General features: G+C 74.5%; 20 protein-coding genes, 2 tRNA genes and 1 pseudogene. 14 read left to right on the top strand and 9 right to left on the bottom strand.

All coding sequences use genetic code 11. The features are described from left to right. Window positions 1-32: 32 nt before the first annotated feature. Complete coding sequence (locus tag ACIO5D_RS20650; RefSeq protein WP_400655729.1) at window positions 33-683, bottom strand: histidine phosphatase family protein; 651 nt, start codon at window positions 681-683, stop codon at window positions 33-35. A gap of 225 nt (window positions 684-908) precedes the next feature. On the opposite strand from ACIO5D_RS20650, the gene ACIO5D_RS20645 reads away from it, so the two are divergent. The 6 genes from ACIO5D_RS20645 to ACIO5D_RS20620 all read left to right on the top strand — a co-directional run bounded on the left by ACIO5D_RS20645 (window position 909) and on the right by ACIO5D_RS20620 (window position 6,753). Further along, a complete protein-coding gene (locus ACIO5D_RS20645) occupies window positions 909-2,186 on the top strand; it encodes a hypothetical protein (RefSeq protein WP_400655727.1) in 1,278 nt (425 codons plus the stop codon). After that, window positions 2,183-3,838, top strand: coding sequence for a hypothetical protein (locus ACIO5D_RS20640; protein ID WP_400655725.1), 1,656 nt, complete (start codon window positions 2,183-2,185; stop codon window positions 3,836-3,838). The genes ACIO5D_RS20645 and ACIO5D_RS20640 overlap by 4 nt, the downstream gene beginning before the upstream one ends. Window positions 3,839-3,846: 8 nt before the next feature. Continuing rightward, window positions 3,847-5,202 (top strand): AAA family ATPase, encoded by a 1,356-nt coding sequence (locus tag ACIO5D_RS20635; RefSeq protein WP_400796858.1) that lies wholly within the window; start codon window positions 3,847-3,849, stop codon window positions 5,200-5,202. A gap of 273 nt (window positions 5,203-5,475) precedes the next feature. Beyond that, window positions 5,476-5,883 carry a hypothetical protein gene (locus tag ACIO5D_RS20630; RefSeq protein WP_363606763.1) on the top strand — a complete coding sequence of 136 codons (408 nt, stop codon included), beginning with the start codon at window positions 5,476-5,478 and terminating at the stop codon, window positions 5,881-5,883. A 171-nt stretch (window positions 5,884-6,054) separates the two neighbouring features. Next, on the top strand, window positions 6,055-6,612 hold the full coding sequence (locus tag ACIO5D_RS20625; RefSeq protein ID WP_400796855.1) for a bifunctional DNA primase/polymerase: 558 nt from the start codon (window positions 6,055-6,057) through the stop codon (window positions 6,610-6,612). Window positions 6,613-6,679: 67 nt separating this feature from the next. Continuing rightward, window positions 6,680-6,753, top strand: a tRNA-Lys gene (locus tag ACIO5D_RS20620). Window positions 6,754-6,861: 108 nt separating this feature from the next. On the opposite strand, the gene pgi is transcribed toward ACIO5D_RS20620, so the two are convergent. Beyond that, on the bottom strand, window positions 6,862-8,523 hold the full coding sequence (pgi, locus tag ACIO5D_RS20615; RefSeq protein ID WP_363606760.1) for a glucose-6-phosphate isomerase: 1,662 nt from the start codon (window positions 8,521-8,523) through the stop codon (window positions 6,862-6,864). 190 nt (window positions 8,524-8,713) lie between these two features. Continuing rightward, complete coding sequence (locus ACIO5D_RS20610; protein WP_363606758.1) at window positions 8,714-10,297, bottom strand: Na+/H+ antiporter; 1,584 nt, start codon at window positions 10,295-10,297, stop codon at window positions 8,714-8,716. 202 nt (window positions 10,298-10,499) lie between these two features. On the opposite strand from ACIO5D_RS20610, the gene ACIO5D_RS20605 reads away from it, so the two are divergent. After that, window positions 10,500-11,408, top strand: coding sequence for an NADP-dependent oxidoreductase (locus tag ACIO5D_RS20605; RefSeq protein ID WP_363606756.1), 909 nt, complete (start codon window positions 10,500-10,502; stop codon window positions 11,406-11,408). Window positions 11,409-11,486: 78 nt separating this feature from the next. Further along, window positions 11,487-11,560: transfer RNA gene (locus ACIO5D_RS20600), tRNA-Lys, on the top strand. Window positions 11,561-11,622: 62 nt separating this feature from the next. Here the strand turns inward: ACIO5D_RS20600 and hemC are convergent. Continuing rightward, window positions 11,623-12,558, bottom strand: coding sequence for a hydroxymethylbilane synthase (gene hemC / locus ACIO5D_RS20595; RefSeq protein WP_400759249.1), 936 nt, complete (start codon window positions 12,556-12,558; stop codon window positions 11,623-11,625). A gap of 147 nt (window positions 12,559-12,705) precedes the next feature. Then, window positions 12,706-13,242, bottom strand: a pseudogene (locus ACIO5D_RS20590) (DUF2306 domain-containing protein); the annotation flags it as partial. A 369-nt stretch (window positions 13,243-13,611) separates the two neighbouring features. On the opposite strand from ACIO5D_RS20590, the gene ACIO5D_RS20585 reads away from it, so the two are divergent. From ACIO5D_RS20585 to ACIO5D_RS20575, 3 genes are read left to right on the top strand one after another with little or no spacing between them, the layout of a single operon-like run. Continuing rightward, window positions 13,612-14,775: a sensor histidine kinase gene (locus ACIO5D_RS20585; protein ID WP_400796851.1), complete on the top strand. Its 1,164-nt coding sequence runs from the start codon at window positions 13,612-13,614 to the stop codon at window positions 14,773-14,775. Further along, window positions 14,772-15,467 (top strand): response regulator, encoded by a 696-nt coding sequence (locus tag ACIO5D_RS20580; RefSeq protein ID WP_400655689.1) that lies wholly within the window; start codon window positions 14,772-14,774, stop codon window positions 15,465-15,467. Before ACIO5D_RS20585 ends, ACIO5D_RS20580 begins: the two co-directional genes overlap by 4 nt. A 33-nt stretch (window positions 15,468-15,500) precedes the next feature. After that, a complete protein-coding gene (locus tag ACIO5D_RS20575; RefSeq protein WP_400796848.1) occupies window positions 15,501-15,857 on the top strand; it encodes an immunity 51 family protein in 357 nt (118 codons plus the stop codon). An 18-nt stretch (window positions 15,858-15,875) separates the two neighbouring features. On the opposite strand, the gene ACIO5D_RS20570 is transcribed toward ACIO5D_RS20575, so the two are convergent. Continuing rightward, a complete protein-coding gene (locus ACIO5D_RS20570) occupies window positions 15,876-17,096 on the bottom strand; it encodes an MFS transporter (RefSeq protein WP_400796845.1) in 1,221 nt (406 codons plus the stop codon). Window positions 17,097-17,161: 65 nt separating this feature from the next. On the opposite strand from ACIO5D_RS20570, the gene ACIO5D_RS20565 reads away from it, so the two are divergent. Beyond that, window positions 17,162-17,524 carry a MerR family transcriptional regulator gene (locus ACIO5D_RS20565; RefSeq protein ID WP_400655684.1) on the top strand — a complete coding sequence of 121 codons (363 nt, stop codon included), beginning with the start codon at window positions 17,162-17,164 and terminating at the stop codon, window positions 17,522-17,524. A 75-nt stretch (window positions 17,525-17,599) separates the two neighbouring features. Here the strand turns inward: ACIO5D_RS20565 and ACIO5D_RS20560 are convergent, their stop codons facing one another. After that, window positions 17,600-19,282, bottom strand: coding sequence for a chitinase (locus tag ACIO5D_RS20560; RefSeq protein ID WP_400796842.1), 1,683 nt, complete (start codon window positions 19,280-19,282; stop codon window positions 17,600-17,602). Window positions 19,283-19,505: 223 nt separating this feature from the next. Here ACIO5D_RS20560 and ACIO5D_RS20555 point away from each other — a divergent pair, with 223 nt between their 5' ends. Continuing rightward, a complete protein-coding gene (locus ACIO5D_RS20555) occupies window positions 19,506-22,802 on the top strand; it encodes a S41 family peptidase (protein ID WP_400655679.1) in 3,297 nt (1,098 codons plus the stop codon). Window positions 22,803-22,884: 82 nt separating this feature from the next. Here the strand turns inward: ACIO5D_RS20555 and ACIO5D_RS20550 are convergent, their stop codons facing one another. Further along, a complete protein-coding gene (locus ACIO5D_RS20550) occupies window positions 22,885-23,148 on the bottom strand; it encodes a hypothetical protein (RefSeq protein ID WP_363606744.1) in 264 nt (87 codons plus the stop codon). A gap of 365 nt (window positions 23,149-23,513) precedes the next feature. On the opposite strand from ACIO5D_RS20550, the gene ACIO5D_RS20545 reads away from it, so the two are divergent. After that, complete coding sequence (locus tag ACIO5D_RS20545; RefSeq protein WP_400655676.1) at window positions 23,514-24,341, top strand: phosphoribosyl-dephospho-CoA transferase MdcG domain-containing protein; 828 nt, start codon at window positions 23,514-23,516, stop codon at window positions 24,339-24,341. On the opposite strand, the gene ACIO5D_RS20540 is transcribed toward ACIO5D_RS20545, so the two are convergent. Continuing rightward, the gene (locus ACIO5D_RS20540) at window positions 24,331-26,406 is read right to left on the bottom strand and encodes a phosphocholine-specific phospholipase C (protein WP_400796839.1); all 2,076 of its coding nucleotides are present in this window, start codon (window positions 26,404-26,406) and stop codon (window positions 24,331-24,333) included. The genes ACIO5D_RS20545 and ACIO5D_RS20540 overlap by 11 nt on opposite strands. Window positions 26,407-26,454 lie beyond the last annotated feature (48 nt).

Below are 26,454 nucleotides of genomic sequence, written 5' to 3'. Positions count from 1 at the left end.
CGCCCCGGCCCAGGGCCCGTACGGCCCACCGGTCAGTGCTTCAGGCCCTCCAGGTGGGCGAGGTCGTTCCAGACCTCGACCGCCGGGGCGCCGTACTCCCAGGAGAGGACGCAGAGCGCGGCCGTGCCGAGCTTGAACCGCTGGGCGTACTCGGGCGGCAGCCCCAGCCAGCGGGCGGTGAGGATGCGCAGCAGGTGGCCGTGGGCGAAGAGCACCACATCGCGGTCGGCGCAGTGCATGACGGTGGTGTCCGGATCGGGCACGCCGTGCTCGTCGTTGAGGTCGGCGAGGAAGGCGTCCACCCGGGCGGCCACATCGCTGAGCTTCTCACCGCCGGGCACGCCGTCGCGCCAGATCAGCCAGCCGGGCTGGTCGGTCGCCCGGATGTCGGGCCCGGTCCGGCCCTCGTACTGGCCGTAGTCCCACTCCAGCAGCTCGGGGCGCTCCACCGCGCGGTCGCCGAAGCCGGCCAGCGCGCAGGTCTCCTTGGCCCGGTCGAGCGGGCTGGTGTAGACGAGCGCGTCCGGCAGTCCGTTCCAGGGGGCCTTGGCGAGGCGGGCGCCGAGCGCCCGGGCCATCGCGCGCCCCTCCTCGGTCAGCGGGATGTCGGTGCGTCCGGTGTGGCGTCCGGTCTTCGACCATTCGGTCTCGCCGTGGCGGACCAGCACGATTCGGGCGGGCATGGAAAGGCTCCTCGCAGCGGGGCGGTGGCAACGGTCGGTCTCACCCTTGAGCACCGGGGCTCCATGATCCCTCACCTCGGAGCCACTCACGATCGCGGGCCTGGCCGGACGGCACCGCACGGCCGCCGCCGGGGATGGCCCGATATCTCCCGGCATGCCCGTGTGAGGCCCGAACCGCCGGGCCGGACCGGATTGTCGGACCCGGATGCGAGACTGGGCCGCACCATGAACGTCTCGACGAACGTCCCGTCCAGCGGGCACCTTGAGCCGCTCTCCCAGCGGCTCGCCGAGCTGCGCGGTCCGGCGCCGCAGCGGAGCCTGAACGCCCGTGCCCTCGCCGCGCTCGCCGCCAATCCGGGCTGTCACCGCCGCGCCGTACTCGATGCCGCCGGGGTCGACAAGTCGGCGCTGGCCGCCCGGCTCGGCCGCCCCGCTCCGTTCGGGCAGTCGCCGTTCGCCATCGCGCGCGGTGTGATCTTCGAGTCCCGGCTGAAGGCCGACGGCTACGCGGCGCTGCTGGAGCCGCTCCGCCGCCATCTCGGCCTGCCGACGGACGGCGGCGCCCCGCTCACCGTGCCCGATCTGCTGCGCCGCTCGGGCCCGGCGGTCCGGGCCGAGCGCACGGCGGCCGCCCTGGCCGAGGCCGCCGCCGAGCCGGACGCCTGGACGCTGCTCGACCACCCGCTGCTGCGGCTCACGGTGGCCGGCAGCACCGCCTATCTGGAGCCGGACGCCGTCGTGGTGCACGGCGGGCGGTGCACCGTGGTCGAGATCAAGTCCTTTCCGGTGCTGGACGGCAGCGCCGACCCGGCCAAGGTCGGCGCCGCCGCCCGCCAGGCCGCCGTGTACGTGCTGGCGCTCCAGGAGACGGCCGCCGCGCTGGCCGGCCGGGAGGCGGACCAGGGCCCGTACGTGGAGCAGCGCCTGCCCGGCAGCCCCCGGCTGAGCGTGCTGCTGGTCTGCCCGAAGGACTTCGGCAACCGGCCCACCGCGGTCGCCGTGGACGTCCGCCGCGAGCTGGCCACCACCCGCCGCCAGCTGAGCCGGATGACCGGTATCGGCGGGCTGCTGGAGGCGCTGCCGCCGGGCGTCGACTTCGACCTCGCGCCCGACCGGGACGGCGTCCCCGTCCGCTCCGCCGAGGAGCTGGCCGGGTCGGTCGAGGCGGTGCCCGCCGCGTACAGCCCGGACTGCCTCTCCACCTGCGAGCTGGGCTTCCACTGCCGCGCCCTGGCCCGCTGCGACGACCGGGTCGAACAGCTGGGCCGAGGCGTCCGCGGCGAGCTGGGCAGCATCCGTACGGTGAGCGAGGCGCTGGCCGCTACCACCGGGGGCAGCGCCGACGAGGCGGCCGCCCGGCTGGCGTACGCGGCCGCGCTGCGGGCCGAGGCACTGGGGGCGGCACCCCCTGCGGCCGTCCCCCCGAACGCCGTCCCCCCGAACGCCGCCACCCCGGCCGTCACCTCGGCCCCCGCCCCGGCCTGTGCCGGAGGCCCCCGATGAGCCTGCTCGGCACCCTCGCCCGGCTGGAGGCCGTCCGCAGCGGCCGGGCCGAACCGCTGGCCACCGTCCGGCACCGGCACCTCTCCGACCGCCCGATGGTGGTCGTGCCGCTGACGGCGGCCGGTGAGGCGGGCGCACCGCTGGCCGTGATGCTCGGCACCGAGCGGTCCGCACCGCGGCTGCACCTGGTGCCGCAGCCGCTCAACCGCACGCTGCGCTTCGACTTCCTGGCCGAGCTGGCCGCCGATCTGCTGCCCTACCTGGAGTCCTTCGGCACCGAGGTGGAGCAGATCGAGGGCTCCGAGAAGGACGTGGAGACGGGCGAGAAGACGCAGGTCTTCCGCGAGCTGTGCGCCGACGCGCCGCAGCTGATCGTGCCGAACAGCGCGGGGGTGCACCATCTCGCCCTGCTCGGGCGCTCCACCCGTTTCCGCCGCACCATCGAGGACGACGAGCCGGGCCCGTACCCGGCGCCGGTCCGGGTGCCGCTGCTCGGCCGCTGGCTGACCCACCTCACCGACCGGGCCCAGGTGCCCGGATCCAGCCTGCTGCTGCCGATGACCGGCCTGCTCGCCCGGCACTGGGCGACCGGCCAGAGCCACCTGGAGGACCAGCATCTGGCCGCCCGGCTCGCCTGGCACGCACCGCCGGCCGGGCTGACCGGCGCCGAGGCCGCCGAGCTGGCCGAGTCCGCCCGCGACGCGCACGGGCAGCTGCTGCACCCGCCGGCCGGCCCGGCCACCGACCCGCGCTTCGACGAGCTGGTGCTCGGCCCGGCGATCGCCCGCTACGACGCCGCGGCGTCCGCCCTGCTGCACCGGGCCTCGGCCGGCCCGGGCGCGGAGCACGCACCCCACGATCACGCCCACGACGGCGGCAGCGACGACGCGGGGGCCGACCGGGCGCGGGCCGCCCTCAGGGCCGCCGTGGCACAGCTGCGCGCGGCGCTGGAGCGGGTGCTGCTGCCCACCTGGCACGACGTCTGGCACGGCCTGGACCTCCTGCGCTCCCTGCCGCCCGGCGGGCACCTGGCGGAGCGCTGGACGGGCGACCGCTGGTCCTACACCGGCCACCGGGACCGTCTGGCGGCCGGCGAACCTCCGCAGCCCCGGCAGGACGACGCCGTCACGGCCGCCCGGAAGCTGGCGCAGCGCGAGCGCGAGCAGGCCCGGCTGGACGTCCAGGAGGCGCTGGACGACCCGCTGGCGATGGCCGAGCACCGGCTGGCCGGCGAGGCGTTCTCCGGCGAGGTGACCGAGGTGGTGCCGGACTACGACACCACCGGCCGGTCCCCCAAGCCGCGCCCGCTGGTGACGGTCCGCACCGCCGACCGCCCGCACGCCGACCTCGGCCGGGAGGCGCACCGGGCGCACGGCCCGACGCCGCAGAAGGCCGAGATCGTGGCGGTCGATCCGGCGGAGGGCACGATCACCCTGCGGGTGCTGTCCGGCATGGGCCGGAAGAAGGAGCCCGAGCCGGGGAGCCTGCCCGAGCCGGGCGAGCGGATCACCTTCACGCTGTTCGAGTTGACGGTCCGCCAGTCCGCGCCGCTGCCCGAGCCGGACGACACACCGTGGACGCACGGCGGCCCGCCCGGTGCGGCGTCCGGCGCGGCGTCCGTACCGTCCGCAGCCTCCGAGGAGTGGGAGTGATCCGGCAGATGAGCAGCGAGCAGGCCCCCGGCGCGGCCGCCGACGCCGCGGTGGCCCGCATTCTGGCGGCCACCGTCCACCCCGCCGTCGGCGCCCCGCGCGGGGTGGTGGTGGACTCACCGCCCGGCGCCGGCAAGTCGACCCTGGTGGTCCGGGCCGCCCGGGAGCTGGTCGAGTCCGGCGAGCGGCTGATGATCGTCGCCCAGACCAACGGCCAGGTGGACGACCTGGTCGACCGGCTGGCCGAGAAGGCGCCCGAGTTGACGATCGGCCGGCTGCACGCGGCGGACTCCCGCCCGGGCCCCGAGGTGCTGCGGCACGCCAACGTCACGCCCTCCGCCAAGGTGGCGGACCTCGCCGAACTCGACGTGGTGATCTCGACCTCCGCCAAGTGGCAGTGGGTGCGGACCGAGGCGCCCTGGCGGCACGCGATCGTCGACGAGGCGTACCAGATGCGCTCGGACGCGCTGCTCGCGGTGGCGCGGCTGTTCGAGCGGGCGCTGTTCGTCGGCGACCCGGGCCAGCTGGACCCGTTCACCGTGGTCGGCACCGAGCAGTGGGCGGGCCTGTCGTACGACCCTTCGAGCAGCGCCGTGGTCACCCTGCTCGCGCACAACCCGCAGATCGAGCCGCACCGGCTGCCGGTCTCCTGGCGGCTGCCGGCCAGCGCGGCGCCGCTGATCTCGGACGCGTTCTACCCGTACACACCGTTCCGCTCCGGTACCGGCCCGGACGAGCGCCGGCTCACCGCCGCCGTGCGCCCGGACGGCTCCGCCCTGGACGCGGCGATCGACCGGGCGGCCGAGCACGGCTGGGCGCTGCTGGAACTGCTCGCCCGGCACACCGTACGGACCGATCCGCAGGCCGTGGCCGCCGTCGCGGCCACCGTCCGCAGGCTGCTTGAGCGGGGGCTGACGGCCCACTCCGAGCAGGGCTCCACCCCGCTCGCCCCCGGCCGGATCGCGGTCGGCACCGCCCATCGGGACCAGGCGGCGGCCGTCCGGGCGGCGCTGGTCAAGGCCGGTGTCCCGGTGGATCCGACGGCCGGACCGGCCGTGACCGTCGACACCGCGAACCGGCTGCAGGGGCGCGAGTACGACGTCACCGTCGTCCTGCACCCGCTCTCCGGGCGGCCGGACGCCACCGCCTTCCACCTGGAGACCGGCCGGCTCTGTGTCCTCGCCTCCCGCCACCGGCATGCCTGCATCGTGGTGGCCCGGGCGGGTATCGCCGAGCTGCTGGACGAGCATCCGTCCACCGAGCCGGTGCAGTTGGGCGTCTCGGTCAAGTTCCCCGACGGCTGGGAGGCCAACCACCAGGTGCTGCACCACCTTGCCGGGCACCGCGTCCGGCTCTCCCGCTGACCGTCCGCGGCCGGCCGCTCCCCGGCCGTCCCGCGCACCGCCCGGAGGGCCGCAGGCCTTCCCCCGCAAGCCTCGCGAGCCGCCCGTACCCCGCCGGGCGGCCGCGTCGGCCGAAGGGTGCACGCCCCCGGCGCTCCGGGCGGGAATAGCGCCCGAACTCGCACCGTTCCGTTACCGGCCACCGCCGCGCGACAATGGACGGCGGCCACGACCGGGCGGCGCGGTCCCGAGCAGCCGTCGCCCGCCCCCATCGAGCACCGGAGGTGTCCGTCCATGCCCGACTCCCACGCGAAGGCGTCCGACCCGAGCGGTTCGACCGCCCCGGGCGGCCTGGGCCGGGATGCCGGTGAAGCGCCCGTCCGGCGCCTGCGCCCGGCGCAGCTGCTGTTCGAACCGCAGGCCGCCGAGCCGGAGACGGAACGCTTCTTCGACCTGGAGTCGATCGAGGACCCGGCCGAGCTGCTGCGCCGTTCCACCGAGCTGGCGCTGGCCTTCCGCGCGGCCGCCGAGCGGGCCACCGACTTCCAGGCGGTCGCCGCTGCGCAGCTGGCGGACACCCGCCGGTTCGACGCGCTCTCGGACGCCGAGATCGCGGACCGGGCCGACTGGACCCCGGACTACGCCGCCAAGATGATCGAGTACGGGCGCGGCCTGCTCCAGCCCCGTCGCCACGACGGCTGACACCCCGCAGCTGGCACCCTGCGGCGGACACCCCGCGCCGTCGGACGGCCGACCGGTCGGCTCTCGCCTCTGGCATATGCGCCGGGGAAGGGTACGCCGTTCCCCCGCGCCCTGTCCGGCAAACCACGCTTTCCCTCCCGGCCACCCCCCGGACGCCTCACCCTGCTGGGTGTGGACATCTGGACGCACCAATCAGTGGAGTACGTCACCGTGGCCGGGGAAGCGTGGCTCGCCTCCGCGAGCGAGTACCCGCGCAGCATGCGCGCCCTCTGGGAGTCACGCCCGTGGGCGCCCTCCGTGCTGCCCTGCGGGCGCGCCTTCGACGTGATCAGCATGCCGTCGCTGTTCGGCCGCCGGGTGCTGGACGAACTCTGGGCCTCCGGTCCGGGCTGCGGACCGGTCGCCGCGTACCGGGGGCGCACGCTGCTGTTCGTCCGGCCCGGTGCGGCGGCCCGGCTGCGCCGTCTGCTGGCCTGGGAGGAGTGGGCCAGGAACGTGCCGCCGCTGCTCTGCCACGGCGGCGGCGACGCGGTCACCGTTCCGCCGGTGCAGCGGATGGTGAACAGCCCGGACTCCCCCGGGCTGGGTGCCGGGCGGTGGATCGTCGCCCCGGACAGCCGGGAGCCGTGGCTGCCGGGCGCCTCGGTGGTGCTCTGGGCCTGCGTCCGGGCCGCTCGCGAGCTCGTTCCGGCAGGGCGGGCCGAGCCCGTCGGCCTGACCACCGGATGAACGGCGGGCGACGGAATTCGATTTTGGCCCGACGGCGCGCCGCTGCTAAAGTCTTCCCTGTCAGCAGGCGCCGCTAGCTCAGTTGGTTAGAGCAGCTGACTCTTAATCAGCGGGTCCGGGGTTCGAGTCCCTGGCGGCGCACAGACAGCCGAAGGCCCCTTGCGAAAGCAAGGGGCCTTCGGCGTTTCCCGTGCGAGGGAGCATCCGCAGGGCGGGGCCGCCCGCCGGAGCGGACGGCCCCGCCCGGGCTCAGCGGCCGCGCAGCGAGCGGTAGCGGGCGACCAGCTCGGCGGTGGAGCTGTCCAGCGCGTCGGCGCCCTCCCCGGTGAGCAGCACGGGCTCGATCCGCTTGGCGAGCACCTTGCCCAGCTCGACGCCCCACTGGTCGAAGGAGTCGATGTTCCAGATCGCGCCCTGGACGAACACCTTGTGCTCGTACAGGGCGACCAGCTGGCCGAGCACCGACGGGGTGAGCTCGGCGGCCAGCACGGTGGTGGTCGGGTGGTTGCCCTTGAAGGTCTTGTGCGGGACCAGCTCGGCCGGCACGCCCTCGGCGGCGACCTCCTCCGGGGTCTTGCCGAAGGCCAGCGCCTGGGTCTGGGCGAAGAAGTTGGCGAGCAGCAGGTCGTGCTGGGCGACCAGGCCGGGGGGCAGGTCGGCGACCGGCCTGGCGAAGCCGATGAAGTCGGCCGGGATCAGCTTGGTGCCCTGGTGCAGCAGCTGGTAGTAGGCGTGCTGGCCGTTGGTGCCGGGGGTTCCCCAGACCACCGGGCCGGTCTGCCAGTTCACCGGGTTGCCGTCGCGGTCCACCGACTTGCCGTTGGACTCCATGTCCAGCTGCTGGAGGTAGGCGGTGAACTTCGACAGATAGTGCGAGTAGGGCAGCACGGCGTGCGCCTGGGCGTCGAAGAAGGCGCCGTACCAGACGCCGAGCAGGCCGAGCAGCAGCGGCACGTTCTGCTCCGGCGGCGCGGTGCGGAAGTGCTCGTCGACCAGGTGGAAGCCGTCGAGCATCTCGCGGAAGGCGTCCGGGCCGATGGCGATCATCAGCGAGAGGCCGATCGCCGAGTCGTAGGAGTAGCGGCCGCCGACCCAGTCCCAGAACTCGAACATGTTGGCGGTGTCGATGCCGAAGTCGGCGACGCCCTCGGCGTTGGTGGAGAGCGCGACGAAGTGCCTGGCCACCGCGTCGGTGTCGGCCCTCAGCTCGGTGAGCAGCCAGTTGCGGGCCGAGACGGCGTTGGTGATGGTCTCGATGGTGGTGAAGGTCTTGGACGCGACGATGAAGAGCGTCTCGGCGGCGTCCAGGTCGCGGACGGCCTCGTGCAGGTCCGCGCCGTCCACGTTGGAGACGAAGCGCACGTCGAGGTCGCGGGCGGCGTAGGAGCGCAGCACCTCGTAGGCCATGGCGGGGCCGAGGTCGGAGCCGCCGATGCCGATGTTGACGACCGTCCGGATCCGCTTGCCGGTGTGGCCGCGCCACTCACCACTGCGGACCTTGTCGGCGAAGGCGGCCATCTGGTCGAGCACGGCGTGCACGGCGGGCACCACGTTCTCGCCGTCGACCTCGACGACGGCGCCGCGCGGGGCGCGCAGCGCGGTGTGCAGGACGGCGCGGTGCTCGGTGTTGTTGATCTTCTCGCCGCGGAACATGGCGTCCCGCAGCCCGGCGACGCCGGTGGCTTCGGCGAGCTCGCGCAGCAGGGCCAGCGTCTCGTCCGTCACCAGCTGCTTGGCGTAGTCCACGTGCAGGTCGCCGACGCGCAGGGTGTAGCGGCGGCCGCGCTCCGGGTCGGCGGCGAACAGCTCACGCAGGTGCGTGTCGCCCAGCTCCGCCCGGTGCTTGCCGAGGGCGGCCCACTGCGGGGTGCGGTCGAGCGGGGTACGGGCGTCGGCGCGGGTCTCCGACATCGGTGGCTCCTCGATTCATCTGGGTGCAGATACCGGCAGGGCCAGGCGGGAGGGTTTTCGCGAGGTCGTGCGGGTACTGGTTAGTGCGCCGACTCCGTTGACGGCCTGCCCGGGGTCAGCCTATGCAACGTCGGGACCGGCCGTGCGCATTCCGTTCGGTCACGTCCGGCCCCGGCTCGCCGACCGTCCGTCACTTCCGTTCGGAGCGCAGGTCGAGCCCGCGCAGCACCTGGTCGACGAGCTCCGGGTCGGCGCCGGGTTCGCTGCGGGCGACCACCATCTCGCGGCGGGAGGCGGCGATCATCTCCTGCTCGACGGCGTGCGCGGCCCGCCACTGGGTGAGCCGCTGCTTCGCCTCGACGGCCTCCTCCTCGGCGTAGTTCTCCGGGCAGAGCCGGGCCAGCCGGTCGTGCTGACGGTCCCGCAGCCGGTCGGCGACCTCGGCGGGCAGCTTGTCCTGCTTCTCCAGTTCGCCGAGCCGCGTCAGCCCGGCCTTGGCGGCCCGCCACCAGAGCCGGCGGACCGCCTGCTCGTGCTTGTCCTGGTCGATGTCCAGGCGCAGCCGCTTGGCCAGCCAGGGCAGGGTGAGGCCCTGGACCAGCAGGGTGAAGAGCACCACGCTGAAGGCGATGAAGACCAGCCGGCCGCGTTCGGGGAAGCCTTCGCCGGAGTGCACGGTGAGCGGGATGGCCAGGGACAGGGCGACGGTGGCCACCCCGCGCATCCCGGACCACCAGAGCACCACGCTCTCCTGCCAGCTGATCGGGGTGTCCTCCTCGGCCCCGGAGCGCAGCCTCCTGGAGAGCCAGCCGGCCGGCAGCAGCCAGAGCAGCCGGACCAGGACCACGACCGCGATGACGACGGCGGCGTCGCCGAGCATGCTCGTCCAGCCGGTGCCCGCCTCCTTGAGGACGGTGGCCAGCTCCAGGCCGATCAGGCCGAAGGCGACGCCGGTGATCAGGATCTCGACGATCTCCCAGAAGGCGTTGCCGACCAGCCGGTAGGAGACGTCGTCGGCGTCGGCGGCCCGCTCGGCGAGGTAGAGCGCGCAGACCACCACGGCGAGCACGCCGGAGCCGTGGATCTCCTCGGCGAGGGCGTAGGCGGCGAACGGCACCAGCAGGTTGAGCGCGACCTGCTGGGTGGGGTCCTCCAGGAGGGCGGCGAGCTTGGTGTTGAGCCAGCCGAGGGCGATGCCGACGACGACGGCGAGTACCGCCGAGAGCACGAAGCGCAGCACCGCGTGGCCGGCCGAGAAGTCGCCGCTGACCACGGCGTCGATGGCCAGCGAGTAGATCACGATCGCGGTGACGTCGTTGAAGAGGCCCTCGCTCTCCAGGATCGCCACCAGGCGGCGCGGCAGGCCGACGCTGCCGGCCACCGCGACGGCGGCGACCGGGTCCGGCGGCGAGACCAGCGCGCCGACCGCGATGGCGGCCGCGAGCGGCAGCGTGGGCAGCAGCCAGTGCACGGCGCCGGCCACCGCGACCGTGGTGACCACCACCAGGGCGACGGCGAGCAGCAGGATCGAGCGGATGTTGGCCCGGAAGTAGCGGACGGACGAGCGCCGGGCGACGGCGAAGATCAGCGGTGGCAGGACCAGCGGCAGGATCAGCTCGGGGTCGATGGCGATGTTCGGGATCTGCGGCATCAGTGCCATGACGATGCCGAGCAGGGTCATCAGCACGGGTTGTGGCACGCCGGTCTTCCGGGCGAGCGGCATGGTCACCACTGAGGCCAGCAGCACCAGGAAGAGCAGGGGCAGCTGGCCCACGGGAAGGTCCTCTCGGTGGTGAGTCGGCGACCGGTGGTCGACGGGTCGGGCGGCGGCCCGGAGCATGATCCGGGCCGCCGTCAAGGATAAATCTGACAATGCGCCCAACCGTGACAACACGCCGGGCAGCGCTTGACCTCAAGCGCACTTCAGGTCTGATCATCTGAGGAAAGGGTCGACCGACAGGCAGGAGCAGCCCCTCATGAAGGCAGTCACCGTCCCCGCGTTCGGCGGGCCCGAGGTCCTGCGGACCACCGAGGTGCCCACGCCCACCGCCGGACCGGGCGAGGTGCGGGTCCGGGTCTACGCGGCCGGAGTACAGCCCGTCGACCTCGCCGTCCGGGGCGGCTGGAGCCCGCCGGGCGTCCGGGTCGAACCGCCGGTGATCCCGGGCAACGAGTTCGCCGGGGTGGTGGACCAGCTCGGCCCGGGCAGCCGGGGCTGGGCGGTCGGCGACGAGGTGCTGGGCTTCCGGCTGCTCCGGGCGCACGCCGAGTACGTCACCGTGGACGCCGCCCAGCTGGTCGCCAAGCCGGCCGGCATGCCCTGGGAGCAGGCCGGCTCGCTCTCCGCGTCCGGCCAGACCGCGCACATCGGGCTCACCGCGCTGAAGGTCGGCCCCGGCGACACCGTGCTGGTCCACGGCGCCTCCGGCGGGGTCGGCACCGTCGCCGTCCAGCTCGCCCGGGCCTGGGGCGCCACCGTGATCGGGACGGCGAGCGAGCGCAACCACGCCTACCTGCGCGAGCTGGGCGCGGTCCCGGTCCCCTACGGCGAGGGGCTGGTCGAGCGGGTCCGCGCGGTGGCGCCGCAGGGCGTGGACGCGGCCTTCGACGCCGCCGGGCGCGGCGCGCTGGAGGCCTCCGTCGAACTGGTGGCCGACCGGGACCGGATCGGCACCATCGTGGACTACCCGGCCGCCGAACGGCTCGGCGTGCGCGGGCTGCGCGCCGAGCGGACGGCGGCCCGGCTGGGCGAGCTGGTCGCCCTCTGGGAGGACGGGGGCCTGCGGCTGGAGATCGCCGACACCTTCCCGCTGGAGCGCGCCGCCGACGCCCACCGGCTGGTCGGCGACGGGCACGTCCGGGGGAAGGTCGTCCTCGCCCCGTGAGCGGCGGGGCCCGGGGCGGGCGCCGGGCCCGATTGTGAGTTTCGGCCGCTGACCAGGTAATGTTTTCCACGTCAGCAGGCGCCGCTAGCTCAGTTGGTTAGAGCAGCTGACTCTTAATCAGCGGGTCCGGGGTTCGAGTCCCTGGCGGCGCACAGACAGCCGAAAGGCCCCTTGCGAAAGCAAGGGGCCTTTCGGCGTTCCCGCCGGCGGCGGCTCAGTGCGGGATCGCGGCGATCAGTTCGGCCGCCCCCTGCCGCTTCAGTGCCAGGGCGGTCGCGGTGCCGAGGTCCTCCGGGGTGAGTGAGCCGGCCCACTCGTGGGCGTCCAGGACCTGCTTGCCGTCCGGGGAGAAGACCCGCCCGCGCAGCGAGAGGCGCCCGTCCGGCTCGGCCTTGGCGTAGCCGGCGATGGGCGAGTTGCAGTGGCCCTGGAGGACGTGCAGGAACATCCGCTCGGCGTTCGCCTCCCGCCAGGTCGGACGGTGGCCCAGCCCGCTCACCGCCTCGATGGTGGCGGTGTCCTCCTCGCGGCACTGGAGGGCGAGGATGCCGGCGCCGATCGGCGGACACATCGACTCCAGGGGCAGGATCTCGCTGATCCGCCCCTCCTCGCCGATCCGCTCCAGTCCGGACACCGCGAGCAGCAGAGCGTCCGCCTCGCCGGCCGCCAGTTTGGCCAGCCGGCTGTTGGCGTTGCCGCGGATCGGCACGCAGGCCAGGTGCGGGTGGGAGGCGGCGAGCTGGGCCCGGCGCCGGACGGACGAGGTGCCGATCCGCGTCCCGGCCGGGAGCCCGTCGAGGGTCAGGCCACCCGGGTGGACCAGCGCGTCGCGGATGTCGTCGCGCCGGAGGTAGGCGGCGAACACCGTCCCGGCGGGCAGCGGCCGGTCGGCGGGCACGTCCTTGAGGCAGTGCACCGCCAGGTCCGCCTCCCCGGCCAGCAGCGCGGCGTCCACCTCCTTGGTGAACGCGCCCTTCCCGCCGAGCCGCGCCAGGTCGCCCATCCACCGGTCCCCCGAGGTGGTCACCGGGACCACCTCGGTGCGCACCCCCGGGTGCAGGACGGCGAGTTCGGCCCGGACCCGTTCCACCTGGGCGAGGGCCATGGGCGAGGATCGGGAGACGATACGGATCAACTCAGTTGAGGACATGGCTGGATGATAGGACGTCATATTCGGTCCGGCGGCATCGGACACCCGGGGGCGCACCCTCGGGCCGCGCCAGGACGCAGCGCGGCCGACCGCCCCGGACCGGTCACGCCCCGGCCGGGGACCGGGACCCCGGGCGATCACGTACTCGGCCACCAGCAGGTTGATCAGCCAGGACGTCCAGGCCGCGGTCGCGTACGCCTGCTCGAAGGGGACGCCGACGGCCGGCATCACGGTGAGCCAGACCCGGAGCGTCGCCGCGGCGAAGATCAGTCCGTACGACCGGGTCATCCAGGCACGGTGGCGGGCGATCGCACCCCGGCGGGCGGCGGCGAACCCGGCGGCGAAGGTGGCCAGCAGGAGGATGTCGAGGACGGCGAAGCCGATCGGCGCGATCGGGCCGACCATCGAGTCCGGTACCAGGAAGAGACCGGCGGCACCGGTGACCAGCGCGGCCACCAGATAGCCCCGGCCGACCACGCGGTGCACCACCGGGCGGCGCGCGCGAAGCCGGGGCAGGAACTGCCAGGGGCCGAGCAGGATCGCCAGCACGCCGCCTCCGACGTGCAGTGCGAGGGGGAGCAGATGGGCGAGGTAGACGGCCCGCTGCTCGGTGAGGAAGGTGTCCGGGTCGAGGGTGAGGTAGCGGCTGGTGATCAGGGCGGTGGCGGCGGCGAGGACGATCATCGCGATCCAGCCGGTACGGCGCAGGGCGGCGGCCGGGGCCCGCCGCCGCCGTTCTCCTCGGGCGGCGGCGGGGCCCGTCGGCCCCTGGGACTCAAGGGAGTTCATGCCCCGAAAGCTACGGACCGGGCCCGCTCGGCGCCTCCCCCGCCGGGGTCCGGCGGACGTGCCCCGGGGGGCGTACGGAGGTGGGCCGCTCGGGGTGGCGGGAGAACCCGGGGAGGCGGCTCCGGTCGCCCGGGTACCCCCGGAGGGGTACACCCGGGATACCCCCCTGCGGCGATGCGCGGGCCGGACCGGCCTCGGTACGGTACGGACCGTGCGCCCGCACCACCGCGCAGCAGCGATCACCGCCCCAGCCCCGGAGCCGCGATGAGCCCGCCCGTCCCGATCCGGACCAGTCCCCTGGACACCGCTCTGGCCTGCGCGTTCCTCGGCGCCATGGTGGTCGAGCGGCTCGGCGCGGCCGCGGGGCTCCGCACCGGGATACCGCTCGCCCTGGCGCTGAGCGCCGCCGTCGCCGGCCCGCTCGCCGTCCGGCGCACCCTGCCGCTGGCCGGGTATCTGACCGGTTCCGCCGCGCTGTCGGCGGAGGCGCTGTTCGTCCTGCCCAGCCCGCTGACGCCGTACGCGAACCTGATCGGCCTGTACTCGCTCGGCCTGTACGCCACGCGCCGCCGGGCCTGGCTGGGCCCGTTCGCCGCGCTCCTCGGGATGGCCGCCTACTTCGCGGACTTCGGGCACGCCTACCCGGTGATCCCGGCCGGCGTCCTCTTCTTCTGGCTGCTCGGCTGGGCTTTCGGGTACGGGGCGGCCCGGCGCGCCGAGGAGCGGGACGCGGCCCGGTCGCTGCTGCGCCAGCGGGTCGTCGCCGAGGAACGGGCCCGGCTGGCCCGCGAACTCCACGACCTGGTCGGCCACACGGTGAACGTGATGCTCATCCAGGCCGGCGCGGCCCGCCGGCTGCTCGACCGCGAACCGGACCGCACCCGCGAGCTGCTGTCCGGGCTGGAGCACACCGGCCGGGAGGCCCTGGACGACCTGGACCGGGTGCTCGGCCTGCTCCGGCGGAGCGCCGGGGCGCCGGAGCGGGGCGGCCCCGACGGTCGTACCGACCCTGCCGACCGCACCGGCCCCGCCGACGACGAGCCGCTCCTGCAGCCCGGCCTGGCCGACCTGGGCCGGCTCACCGGCCGGATCGGGCAGGCCGGGATCCGGGTCACCGTACGGGTCGACCCGGCCGCCCGGCAGGTGCCGCGCAGCATCGACGTCTCGGCGTACCGCATCGTCCAGGAGGCGCTCACCAACACCGTGAAGCACGCACAGGCCGGATCCGCCGATGTCACCGTCCAGTGCGCCGGGGGCGCGCTCGACATCGAGGTGTGCGACGACGGCCGCGGCGCCGCCCCGGGGTACGCGCCCGGCCGGGGGCTGCTCGGCATCGCGGAACGGGTCTCGGTGCTCGGCGGCAGCGTGGAGCACGAGAGGGGTGAACGGGGCGGGTTCCGGCTCCACGTCGTCCTCCCGATCCCATGACGGTCCGGGTGGTGGTGGCCGACGACGATGCCCTGCTGCGCGCCGGGGTGGCCCTCGTACTGGAGACCGGCGACGGCATCGAGGTGGTCGGCGAGGCGGCGGACGGGCTGCGGGCGGTCGAGCTGTGCCGCTCACTGCGGCCGGACGTCGTCCTGATGGACGTCCGGATGCCCGGCATCGACGGCGTCGAGGCGACCCGCCGGGTGGTCGCGGCCGGCCTGCCCACCCGGGTCCTGGTGCTGACGACGTTCCACCACGACGACTACGTGTGGGGTGCGCTGCGGGCCGGGGCCGGCGGCTTCCTGCTCAAGCGGGCCTCGCCGGAGCGCCTCATCGACGCCGTGCACACCCTCGCCGCCGGCGAGTCCGTGCTGGACCCGGCGGTCACCCGCGACCTGGTCGCCCAGGTCGTCGGCCGGACCACGGACCCCCTGCGGCCCACGCCGGACGATCTCAGGCTCGCCCGGCTCACCGCCCGTGAACGCCAGGTCCTCCGGCTGGCCGCGGAGGGGCACTCGAACGCCGAGATCGCCGATCTCCTCGTCCTGGCCGAATCGACCGTCAAGACCCATATGAAACGGATCCTGCTGAAGATCGACGCCCGCGACCGCGCCCAGGCGGTCGCCATCTCCTACCGCAGCGGGCTGATGTCGCCCCCGGGCGCGGGCGGCGGCATCCTCGGCGGCGCCTGACCGGATGTCAGAGGCAGGCCTTAGGGTCGGCGCATGACCGATCGCGAGTCCTTCACCCCACTGACCTTCTTCGAGTACGACCACCGGCCGGGCACCTACTGCCTGCTCCTGAGTGACGGCTGGATGCCCGAGGCGGACGACGTCTTCGAGGCGGCCGGCCACGACGCGGGCGGCTACGGCTGGGAGGGGGTGGCGAGGTCCGCGATCCGGGAGCGGGCGCCGGAGCTGGCGGGCCGGATCTCCTTCGACTCCGAGGCGGGCATGTTCGTCGCCTACGGGGACGACGCCGACGCGCTGAGGGCACTGGGGGCGCTCCTGCGGGAGGCCTGCCGGGACCGCGCCCTGCTCCGCGAACTGGTCGAGGCCGGCGACCCCGACTGGTTCGACTAGAACGTCCGGGCCCGGACGTCACCCGGTCCGGCGCCGGGCGGGGAAGCCGTGGACGCGGGCGGCGGTGACCACGGCCAGGACGGGGAGGAGCAGCGCGAGGACGGTCCAGGGGAAGGAGCCGGCGCCGAAGCGGTCGAGCAGGAAGCCGCCGGCCACGCCGCCGCCCGCCATGGCGGCGTTCCAGAGCGTGACCAGCATGGCCTGGGCGGCGTCCGCCTGTTCGCCGCCCGCGTCGCCGACGGCGGTCTGCAGCAGGGTCGGGATGCCGCCCCAGCCCAGGCCCCAGAGCACCGCCGCCACGTAGACGGGCGCGGGGCCGTCGACGGGCACCGCCAGGACGGCGGCCGCGCCGGCGACCAGCAGGCCGCTCGCGAGGGTGAGGGTGCGCAGCCGCCGGTGGATGCGGACGCCGGTGAACCAGATGCCCGCGAGCGAGGCGACGCCGAAGACGAGCAGCACCAGGCCGGTGGCATCGCCCAGGCCGGCCCGGTCGAGGTACGGGGCGATGTAGGTGTAGAGGACGGTGTGGGCCAGGACGAAGACGAAGGTCACGAAGAGCACCGGCACCACCCCCGGGACGGCGAGCGCCCGCAGGGCCGGGGCCCGTTCGGCCCGGCCCTGGCCGGGGTGGTCGGGGACGGTCGCGGCGATCCAGCCGATCACGCCGACCGCCAGCACGGTCATCAGCAGGAACGCCACCCACCAGCCGAGCGCCGTGCCGAGGAAGGTCCCGGCGGGCACGCCCAGCGACAGGGCGACGGGCGCGCCGGTCATCGCGATGGCGATCGCCTTGCCCTGGAGGGGTGCCGGCGCCAGTCGGCGCGCGTACCCGGCGAGCAGGGCCCAGGCCAGGCCGGCCGCCACCCCGGCGACGAACCGGGCCGCCATGGTGAGCGGATAGCCGGACGAGAGGGCGGTGACGGTGTTGGCGGCGGCGAACCCGGCCATCGCGGTGAGCAGCAGCCGCTTGCGCCGCCATCCGGCGGTGGCCGCGGTGAGCGGGAGGGCGGTGACCGCCGTCCCGATCGCGTAGATGGTGACCGACTGGCCCATCGCGGACTCGCTGACGCCGAGGTCGGTACTCATGGCGGGCAGGACGCCGGCCGGCAGGGTCTCGGTGAGGGCCGTGATGAAGACGGCGGTGGCCAGGGCCAGCAGCGCCGACAGGGGAAGTCCCGTCTGCTTGACGGCAGTTGACGGCCGCACAGGCGGCTGTGCGGATGGCTGTGTGGTTCGCATGACGGCTATGCTCAAACCCTCACATTGATGTGAGGGTCAACGCGTCCCGGTGTGAGGTGGGCCACATGATGATCGGGGAGCTGGCGGAGCGCACCGGCACGTCCCGCCGGCTGCTGCGCTACTACGAGGAGCAGCGGCTGATCGTCGCCGACCGCCGGGCCAACGGCTACCGGGACTACGCCGAGTCCTGCGTCGACCGGGTCCTGCAGATCCGGGGCCTGCTCGACGCCGGGCTGCCGACCCGCCTCATCCGGCAGATCCTGCCCTGCCTGGACAAGCCCCGGGTCATCCACTTCGCCGACGCCACCCCGGAGATGATCGCCACCCTGGAGCACGAACTCGCCGGTATGACCGAGCGGATCAGGTTCCTCACCCGCAACCGGGACGCCATCGCCGAGTACCTGGAAGCGGTGCGGGTGGAGCACTGACCGCCCCGGGGCGCCGGACGGTTCCGTCCGGCGCCCCGGGAGGCCGGGCCCAGGGGTCGGGCCCGGCCGGGCCGGTCAGCGGCGGAAGTAGCCGTCGAAGTTCTTGGAGAACTCCCGCCCGGCGAACTGGTCCCAGTTGATCGACCAGGTCATCAGGCCGCGCAGGTTGGGCTGGGCGCCGGCCTTGGGGACGTAACTGCCGCAGTTGGCCAGCTTGGTGAGGCAGTCCAGGGCCTTGTTGACCTCGGCGGGGGCGACGTAGCCGTTGCCCGCGTTGGTGGTGGCCGGCATGCCGATGGCGAGCTTGGAGGCGGGCAGCGGCGGGAACATGTTGGCGGTGTTGCCCGCGACCGGGAAGCCCTTGAGCAGCATGTCGGTCATCGCGACGTGGAAGTCGGCGCCGCCCATCGAGTGGTACTGGTTGTCCAGGCCCATGATGGAGCCGGAGTTGTAGTCCTGCACGTGCAGCAGGGTGAGGTCGTCACGCAGGGCGTAGATGACCGGCAGGTAGGCTCCGGCACGCGGGTCCTGGCCGCCCCACGGACCGGATCCGTAGTACTGGTAGCCGAGTTGGACGAAGAAGGTCTCCGGGGCCATCGAGAGGACGAAGCCCGGGCCGTACTTGGCCTTCAGGGTCTTCAGCGCGGAGATCAGGTTGACGACGACCGGGCTGGTCGGGTTCTTGAAGTCGGTGTCACCGGTGTTCAGCGACAGCGAGTGGCCCTCGAAGTCGACGTCCAGGCCGTCCAGGCCCCACTTGTCGATGATCGCCGAGACCGAGCTGACGAAGGTGTCGCGGGCGGCCGTGGTGGTGAGCTGGACCTGGCCGTTCTGGCCGCCGATCGAGATCAGCACCTTCTTGCCCTGGGCCCGCTTGGCGGCGATGGCCGCCTTGAAGTCGGCGTCCGACTCGACGCCCGGGCACTCGGTGACCGGGCAGCGGTTGAACCGGATGTCACCGGAGGTGACGGAGGTCGGCTCGCCGAAGGAGAGGTTGATGAAGTCCCAGGAGTTCGGGATGTCGGCGACCCGGGTGTACCCGGCGCCGTTGGCGAAGCTGGCGTGCAGGTAGCCGACCAGGGTGTGGCCCCCGGCGGGCGGGGAGGTGGGCGTGGCGGTGTCGGTCGGGGTCGCCGTCGCGGTGGGCGAGCCGGTGTCGGTGGGCGTCACCGTCGGGGAGGCCGTCGCGGTCGGGGAGGCGGTCGCCGTCGGGCTCGGCGCGCCGGGGCCGTCCAGCGAGACGTCGTCCGCGTAGTACGTGCCCTGGCCGTACCAGCCGTGCGTGTACACGGTGGCGCTGGTCTGGCCGGCGCCCGTGGTGAAGCTGACGCTGAGCTTCTGGTACGCGCCACCGGTGCCGGGCGTCCAGGTGCTGGTGCCACCGTCCACGCCGAGGTAGACGTACGAGCCCTTGAGGTACGCGCTGAGCGTGTAGGTGGTGTTCGGGGCGACGGTGACGGTCTGGGCGCAGCGGGCGATGTCGCTCGCCGAGGCGGCCGCGGCGAGCGCGTAAGTGCCGCCGTGGGCCTGGCCGGTGACGACGCTTCCGGTGCCGCCGGTGCAGCTCCAGGGGGCCAGGGCGCCGCTCTCGAAACCGCCGTTGACCAGGAACTCCCCGGCCGAGGCGGCGGGCGCCAGGCCCAGGGTGAGGCCGACCATGGTGGCGGCGGCGACGGCCGAGGCGGTGCCGGCGGCGAGCAGCGTCCGGGGACGGCGGCGGCCGGGGGTGGTGGTGGGCAGGGGCACTGTTCTGCGCATGCGGGGACTCCTGCGGGGGCGCGATCGTGGGGGACGTCCGAGGGCACGGCAGAGGTACGCGCCAGTGGGGGATCGGCCCGACCTCGCACCCAAGTTGGACTAGACCACTGAAGTGGATCCGGCCGTACGGTGTCAATGGTCCAGACCGGTCCGGTAGCGGACAGCCGCACACCGGGCCGCCTTCCCGGTTGCCGGGAGTGACACCCCGTCGAAGGATGGAGGGGTGACCTCGCCCGGCTACCTCCGCCACCCCCACCTGCACGGGGGCCTGCTGGCGTTCACCGCCGAGGACGACGTCTGGCTCGCGCCGCTCGCCCCGGACGGCGGCACCGGCCGGGCCTGGCGGGTCAGCTGCGACCGCACCCGGGTCAGCCACCCCCGGTTCTCCCCCGACGGCCGCACCCTCGCCTGGACCAGCTGGCAGAGCCCGGCCCCCGAGGTGTGGACGGCCCCGGTCGAGGGCGGCGAGGGCGTCCGGCTCAGCTACTGGGGCAGCCAGGACACCCGGGTCCGCGGCTGGCTGCCCGACGGTGAGGTGCTGGCCGTCACCTCCTTCCACGAGCCCTTCGGCCACTACACCTGGGCGCACGCGCTGCCATCCGACGGCTCCCCCGGCCGCCGGATGCCCTGGGGACCGGTCGGCGACGCCCAGATGGGCCGCACCAACACCGTGCTGCTCACCGGTTCGGCCCCGCACGAGCCCGCCGCGTGGAAGCGCTACCGGGGCGGCGCCACCGGCCGGCTCTGGGTGGACGGCGAGCAGATCCTCCCGGGCCACCCCGGCCACCTCTCCTCACCGATGCCGGTGGGAGGGCCCGGCGATCCCAGGATCGCCTTCCTCTCGGACCACGAGGGCATCGGCAACCTCTACTCCTGCCGCCCCGACGGCGGCGACCTGCGCCGGCACACCGACCACGCCTCGTACTACGCCCGGGAGGCCGCCACCGACGGCACCCGGATCGTCTACCAGCACGCCGGCGACCTCTGGCTGCTGGAGAGCCTGGAGGCGTCCGCGCCGCGCCGGCTGCGCGTCCCGCTCGGCGGTGCCCGGGCCGGCCGGCGGCCGTACCAGGTGAACGCCGCCGCCCACGTCAAGGACCTGGCCTGCGACCAGACCGGCCGGGCCGGGGTGGTCACCGTACGCGGCAGCCAGTACTGGCTGACCCACCGCGACGGCCCCGCCCGGGCGCTCGCCGACACCCCGGGCGTGCGCACCCGGCTGCCGGTCGTGCTCGGCCACACCGGCGAGGCCGCCTGGATCACCGACGCCGAGGGCGCGGACGCGGTCGAGGTCGTCCCCCTCCCCGGGCACGAACCGGCCGGGTACCAGGCCACCGGGCACCCGGCGACCGCGCACGGGCCGACCGGACACCCGGCCGCGGAGCCCGGGACGCCGACGCCGCGCCACCACCACCGCCTGCTCGCCGCCGGGCGGATCGGGCGCGTCCTGGAACTCACCGCCTCCCCCGACGGCACCCGGCTGGCCGCCGCCACCTCCGACGGACGGCTGCTCCTGGTCGCCACCGCCGACGGCGCCGTCCGTGAAGTGGCCGCCTCCGACTACGGCCCGGTCTCCGCCGCCCGCTTCTCCCCCGACTCGCACTGGATCGCCTGGTCCCAGCCGTCGGCCGGGCGCTCGCTGCGCCGCATCCGGCTCACCCGCGCCGACGCGCCCGCGCCGATCACCGAGGTCACCGACGGCCGGTTCGAGGACGAGCAGCCGGTGTTCACCCGGGACGGCCGCTACCTCGCCTTCCTCTCCTGGCGCGGCTTCGACCCCGTCCACGACGTGCACACCGGCGACCTCTCCTTCCCGCTCGGCTGCCGCCCCTACCTCGTCCCGCTCACCGCCGACACCCCCTCCCCGTTCGCCGCCCCCGCCGAGGACGGCGCCCCGCGCGACGACGGCGACGGCACCGTGCGGGTGGATCCGCAGAACATCGGCGAGCGGCTGGTGCAGTTCCCGGTGGTCGCCTCCAAGTACTCGGCCACCGACGCCGTGCGCGGCGGGCTGGTCTGGCTGCGCTGGCCGATCTCCGGCACTCTCGGGCAGACCTTCACCAACCCGGACGACACCTCCGGCCGCCCCTCCCTGGAGTACTTCGACCTGGTCCGGGGCACCCGCACCACCCTGGTCGACAAGCTGGACGGCTACGCGGTCTCCGGCGACGGCGGCTCGATCTCCGTCTACTCGGCGGGCACCCTGCGGGTCGTCCCGGTCGGCGCCCCCTCCGCCGGGACCGGCGTCGACCTGCGCCGGATCACCCACACCGTGCACCCGGCCGCCGAGTGGCGCCAGGCGTACCACGAGGCGGCCCGGATCGTCCGGGACCAGTTCTGGGACACCGGCATGTCCGGGCTGGACTGGCCCGCCCTGGTCGCCCAGTACGAGCCGCTGCTGGAGCGGATCGCCGGGCCGGACGACTTCGCCGACCTGCTGCGCGAACTCCTCGGCGAACTCGGCACCTCGCACGCCTATGTCACCCCGTCCCGGCGCAGCGAGGGCACCTCACCGGGCCTGCAGCCGCTCGGCCTGCTCGGCGCCGACGCCCACCGCACGCCCGACGGGCGCTGGCTGGTCGACCGCGTCCTGCCCGGCGAATCCTCCGACCCGCGCGCCCGCGCACCGCTCGCCACCCGGGGCGTCCAGCCGGGCGACGAACTGCTCGCGGTGGCCGGGCGCCCGGTGGACCCGGTGCGCGGCCCGGCGCCGCTGCTGGCCGGCACCGGCGGCACCACCGTGGAACTCACCCTGCGCGGGGCGGCCGGCCCGGACGCCCCGGTCCGGCGGATCACCGTCACCCCGCTGACCGACGAACGGGCCGTCCGCTACCAGTACTGGGTGACCAAACGCCGCGCGCTGGTCCGGGAGTTCAGCGACGGCCGGTGCGGCTACCTGCACATCCCTGACCTCGGCGGCTCCGGCTGGGCCCAGTTCAACCGCGACCTGCGCCGCGAGCTGGACAAGCCGGCCCTGGTGCTGGACGTGCGCGGCAACGCCGGGGGCAACGTCTCCGAGCTGGTGCTGGAGAAGCTCACCCGGCGCGTGCTGGCCTGGGACTTCAGCCGCGGGCGGCAGCCGGTGCGGTGGCCGCGCTACGCCCCGCGCGGCCCGGTGGTGGCGCTGGCCGACGAGGCCACCAGCTCGGACGGCGATGTGATCATCGCGGCGATCAAGCTGCTGGGGCTGGGCCCGGTGGTCGGCAACCGCACCTGGGGCGGGGTGGTCGGCATGACCGGTCGGCACCTGCTCGGCGACGGGACGCAGATCTCGGTACCGAAGAACGCCTCCTGGTTCACCGGCGGGCTCGGCTGGTCGGTGGAGAACCACGGCGTGGAACCGGACGTACACGTGCTGCGCACCCCGCACGACTGGGCCCGGGGCCGGCACACCGAGCTGGTCACCGCGGTGCAGCTGGCGCTGGAGCTGCTGGAGGACGCCCCGGCCGCCGTCCCGCCGCCCGACGACACCCCGCGTCCGGATCTGCGGCGGCCGCCGCTGCCCCCGCGTGAGCGCTGAACCGGGCGCTGCCGCGGTGGACGCCGAACGGCGCGAGCGCCGACGGATACGCCCCGTCGGCGCTCGCGCCGTTCAGTCCCGCTCAGTCCCAGGGATCGCCCTCGGCGGTCATGTCCTCGCGGGCCCGTTCCTCGGCCTCCCGCTCGGTGAGCCGCTCCGCCGACCTGGCCTCGCGGACCTTCTCCGTCTCGTCGCTGAACGCGTCGGCGGCCTCGTCGTGGGCGAGGGCGGCACGCCGGGCGGCCTCCGTCGCCGCGGTGGTGTCCTGCTCATGGCTCCCGCCGAGGGAGGACCTGGCCTCCCCGGCGTCGTGCGCCCTGTGGCGGAACCTGTCGAAGATGCCCATGACTCCTCCTCCGGACGGATACCGGGCTGCCCCCACTCTCACACCGGGGCCGGACAAGCGCATCCGCAGACGGCCGGAGCGGACGACCTGAGCAGACGGCCGGACCGGACCGGCCGCCGGTTGGGTCCTTGGTCCCGGGTAGGAAGCATCCAAGGGCCGTAGCCGCCCCGTACGGGGCGGGCGGAGGGTGGAGACGTCAGCCGCTCCCGGCAGCGCCGCCGGGCGACCCCGCAGCCCACCCGCGAAAGGCCACCCCGAACAGGCCGTCCCCGAACAGGTCACCCCGAAAGGTCACGGCCGCGCGCGGGATCCCCACCGCGCACGGGCCGGACGCGATCCGCCGCCTCTCACCGCTGGAGCCTGCCATGCCTGTCGCCGCCGAGCCGGAACCGACCGCCCGCCGCCGCGCCCACGAGGAACACGTCGGCGGACCGCGCCGACTGGTCGGACCGCTGGCCGCGCTGGACGGGCGGCTGCCCGGGACGCACGACCTGCTGCTGATGCAGTGCCCGAGCTCGCTGCGGCCGCTCGGCGGCGGCGAGCTGCCGGACTGGGCGCGGCTGGTGCTGCGCGCACACCCCTGGGTGACGGTCGGGCGGGCGCCCGCCCGGGTGGGCGCTCCGCTGGACACCCCGCACCCGGTGCGCTGCACCCGGGACGTCTCGGCCGCGCCCGAGCACTGGCTCCCGGTGACGGTGCGCGGCCCCGAGCGCGGGCAGCGGCTGGACGCCCTGGCGCCGAAGGCGGCGGTGGCGCGCACGCTGCGGCCCGAGCAGCTGATCGGACGGCACGCCCTGCTGCCGGCCGCGCGGGTGGCGGCCGTCCCCGCGCTGGCGGTGCTGCCGGTGGTCGACGAGCTGGTCGCGGACCACCGGCTGGCCTGGGGCCCGATCGGCGCGATCGGCTACGAGCTGGCCACCGGCGAACCGGTGACCGGACCGCTGAGCCCGCTGCGGCTGGTGCTGCGCGCCCCGCAGCCGGTCAGCCGACGGGACGCGCTGCACCTGCGACGGGCGCTGAGCAAGCTGCCCGTACCGGTGCAGGCCGAACTGGAGACCCGGCACGGCGCGGTGCTGCTGGCCGAGTACGCGGCCGGGCCGCTGACCCTCACCCTGCTGACGCCCGACGGGCCCCGGGAGGTCCACGACCCGTGGTTCCCCCAGGGCCTGCGGCCCGGGCCGTTCAACCGCTGACGCTGGCCGTGCCGCTCTCCAGGTGGCCGGTGAACCGCTGCGACCAGGTGGCGTCGGCGTCCACCGTGACGGTGAAGTCGTACCAGCCGTCGGTGTAGGCCACCGCGTTGAAGAAGTCGCTCACGCTGCCGCCGGCCGGCACCTGGTACGTCCAGGGGCCGTCCGTGCGGTAGTTGTTCGAGGCGATGGTGAAGGTCAGCGCGGTGGTGCCGGAGTTGGCGAGCCGGAGGTAGAGGGCCAGCCGGCCGGTGCCCGGCTCGACCGCGTACGAGGCGGTGACGGCCGCGTTCCGGCCCGCCTTGGTGGTGTCGCCCTTGAAGCGGCGCAGGAAGCGGTTGGGGCCGACCACGGACAGGTCGTACTGGCCGCCGCCGTAGCCGGTGCCGCAGTTGAAGAAGTCGCTCTGCCTGCCGCCGGGGTCGACGGTGTACTGCCAGGGCCCGCCGCTGCGGTAGGCGTTGGCGTAGGCCGCGAAGTGGGCCGACTTCCGGGCCGCCGGGCCCTCGTTGGCCATCGCCAGCCAGACCTTGACCGCGCCGCCGGAGCCGAACTCCAGGTGGTCCAGGTTGGCGTTCGGCTGGTACGGCAGGGCGCGCGCCGGGCGGGTGCCGGGCTCCTGGACGGGCAGCTTGTTGTCGACCGGCGCCGGGTTGGGCAGCGGTCCACAGCTCGCCATGCCGATCACCGCGTCGGTGTTGGGCAGCGCTGGGAGGCCGTAGACCGGGTTGGCGAAGTCGAAGGCGCTGGTCAGGTCGCCGCAGACGCGACGCCGCCAGTCGCTGATGTTGGGGCAGGTGGCGGGCTTGCCGAGGGCGGCCGTCCACTGCTCCAGGAAGCGCAGGACGGAGGTGTGGTCGAAGACCTCGGAGTTCACCCAGCCACCGCGGGTCCAGGGCGAGATGGCGATCATCGGGACGCGGAAGCCGAGGCCGATGTTGGTCCCGTTGTAGAACTCGCCCGGGGTGCCGGCCGGGGCCGCGGGCGGCGGGACGTGGTCGAAGAAGCCGTCGTTCTCGTCGTAGTTGAGGAAGAGGACGGTGGAGTTGAAGACGTCCGGGTCCGCGTTGAGCGCGTCGATCACGTTGTGGACGAAGTGCGCGCCGTCGGTGGGGGTCGAGTACGGGTGCTCCGAGGAGCCCTGGTCGGGGACGATCCAGGAGACCTGCGGAAGGGTGCCGCCGCGGACGTCGGCCTTGATCGCGGCGACGATGTCGTCCGGGGTGCGGCCGGTCGCCCTGGGGACGGAGCCCATGCCCTTGACGGCCAGCGGGCTGCCGGCCGGGGCACCGGTGAACTGCGTGAAATAGGCCAAGGCGTTGTCGCCGTAGTTGTCGGCGGCGTTCTGGTAGACCTTCCAGCTCACACCGGCGTTCTCCAGCGCCTCGGCGTAGGTCTGCCAGCGCAGGCCCTTCTCGTCGCCGCCGTCGTACGCCGGGCCGCCCGCGGTGCCGGCCGGGTCGATCTGGCCGGACCAGTGGTAGGTGCGGTTGGGGCCGGTGGCGCTGAGGACGGAGCAGAAGTAGGCGTCGCAGATGGTCCAGTTCTCGGCGAGCGCGTAGTGGAACGGGATGTCCTGGCGGGTGAGGTGGCCGAGGGTGCGGACGTTCCCCTTGGCGGCGACCCAGGAGTCCAGCTTGCCGCCGTTCCACGCCCGGTGCTGGTCGCTCCAGGCATGACTCAGATCCCCATTGCACTGGGCCAGGCGCGCGGGGTCGGCGCCGCCGGCCGGTTTGGTGGCGCTGAACTGCCAGGGGTACTGCCGGCCGAGCCCGTTGGGCTGGTTGAAGACGCTGTAGCCGCCGGCGATCTGGATCGCGCTGCGGTCGGCGAAGCCGCGCACGCCGCGCAGCAGGCCGAAGTAGTGGTCGAAGCTGCGGTTCTCCTGCATCAGGATCACGATGTGGCGCGCGTCGGCGATGGTGCCGGTCTGCGACAGCGCCGCCGAGGGCACGGTGGCGGGCCCCGCGGCGGGCGCCGCCCCCGCTCCGGTGCTCCCGGCCACGGCCAGACCCGCCGCGGCGGCGCCGGACAGCGTGACGAACTTCCTACGACTCAGCTCGGCCATCAGCCCGGCCCGTCCCTTCGCTGGCGAGTTGTGCACACAAGTCGGCGC

Source organism: Kitasatospora sp. NPDC087315, assembly GCF_044744345.1.
Lineage (GTDB): Bacteria > Actinomycetota > Actinomycetes > Streptomycetales > Streptomycetaceae > Kitasatospora.
Note: the sequence above shows the minus strand (reverse complement) of the source record. Positions and strands in the feature narration are given on the sequence as shown.

Excerpts from the sequence above, each read along its gene's own strand:
- ACIO5D_RS20585 (WP_400796851.1), top strand. The coding sequence starts at position 13,612 with ATGAGCCCGCCCGTCCCGATCCGGACCAGTCCCCTGGACACCGCTCTG.
- hemC (WP_400759249.1), bottom strand. The coding sequence starts at position 12,558 with ATGTCCTCAACTGAGTTGATCCGTATCGTCTCCCGATCCTCGCCCATG.
- ACIO5D_RS20650 (WP_400655729.1), bottom strand. The coding sequence starts at position 683 with ATGCCCGCCCGAATCGTGCTGGTCCGCCACGGCGAGACCGAATGGTCG.
- ACIO5D_RS20575 (WP_400796848.1), top strand. The coding sequence starts at position 15,501 with ATGACCGATCGCGAGTCCTTCACCCCACTGACCTTCTTCGAGTACGAC.
- pgi (WP_363606760.1), bottom strand. The coding sequence starts at position 8,523 with ATGTCGGAGACCCGCGCCGACGCCCGTACCCCGCTCGACCGCACCCCG.
- ACIO5D_RS20540 (WP_400796839.1), bottom strand. The coding sequence starts at position 26,406 with ATGGCCGAGCTGAGTCGTAGGAAGTTCGTCACGCTGTCCGGCGCCGCC.
- ACIO5D_RS20550 (WP_363606744.1), bottom strand. The coding sequence starts at position 23,148 with ATGGGCATCTTCGACAGGTTCCGCCACAGGGCGCACGACGCCGGGGAG.
- ACIO5D_RS20645 (WP_400655727.1), top strand. The coding sequence starts at position 909 with ATGAACGTCTCGACGAACGTCCCGTCCAGCGGGCACCTTGAGCCGCTC.
- ACIO5D_RS20635 (WP_400796858.1), top strand. The coding sequence starts at position 3,847 with ATGAGCAGCGAGCAGGCCCCCGGCGCGGCCGCCGACGCCGCGGTGGCC.
- ACIO5D_RS20630 (WP_363606763.1), top strand. The coding sequence starts at position 5,476 with ATGCCCGACTCCCACGCGAAGGCGTCCGACCCGAGCGGTTCGACCGCC.
- ACIO5D_RS20560 (WP_400796842.1), bottom strand. The coding sequence starts at position 19,282 with ATGCGCAGAACAGTGCCCCTGCCCACCACCACCCCCGGCCGCCGCCGT.
- ACIO5D_RS20580 (WP_400655689.1), top strand. The coding sequence starts at position 14,772 with ATGACGGTCCGGGTGGTGGTGGCCGACGACGATGCCCTGCTGCGCGCC.
- ACIO5D_RS20570 (WP_400796845.1), bottom strand. The coding sequence starts at position 17,096 with ATGCGAACCACACAGCCATCCGCACAGCCGCCTGTGCGGCCGTCAACT.
- ACIO5D_RS20605 (WP_363606756.1), top strand. The coding sequence starts at position 10,500 with ATGAAGGCAGTCACCGTCCCCGCGTTCGGCGGGCCCGAGGTCCTGCGG.
- ACIO5D_RS20545 (WP_400655676.1), top strand. The coding sequence starts at position 23,514 with ATGCCTGTCGCCGCCGAGCCGGAACCGACCGCCCGCCGCCGCGCCCAC.
- ACIO5D_RS20640 (WP_400655725.1), top strand. The coding sequence starts at position 2,183 with ATGAGCCTGCTCGGCACCCTCGCCCGGCTGGAGGCCGTCCGCAGCGGC.
- ACIO5D_RS20565 (WP_400655684.1), top strand. The coding sequence starts at position 17,162 with ATGATGATCGGGGAGCTGGCGGAGCGCACCGGCACGTCCCGCCGGCTG.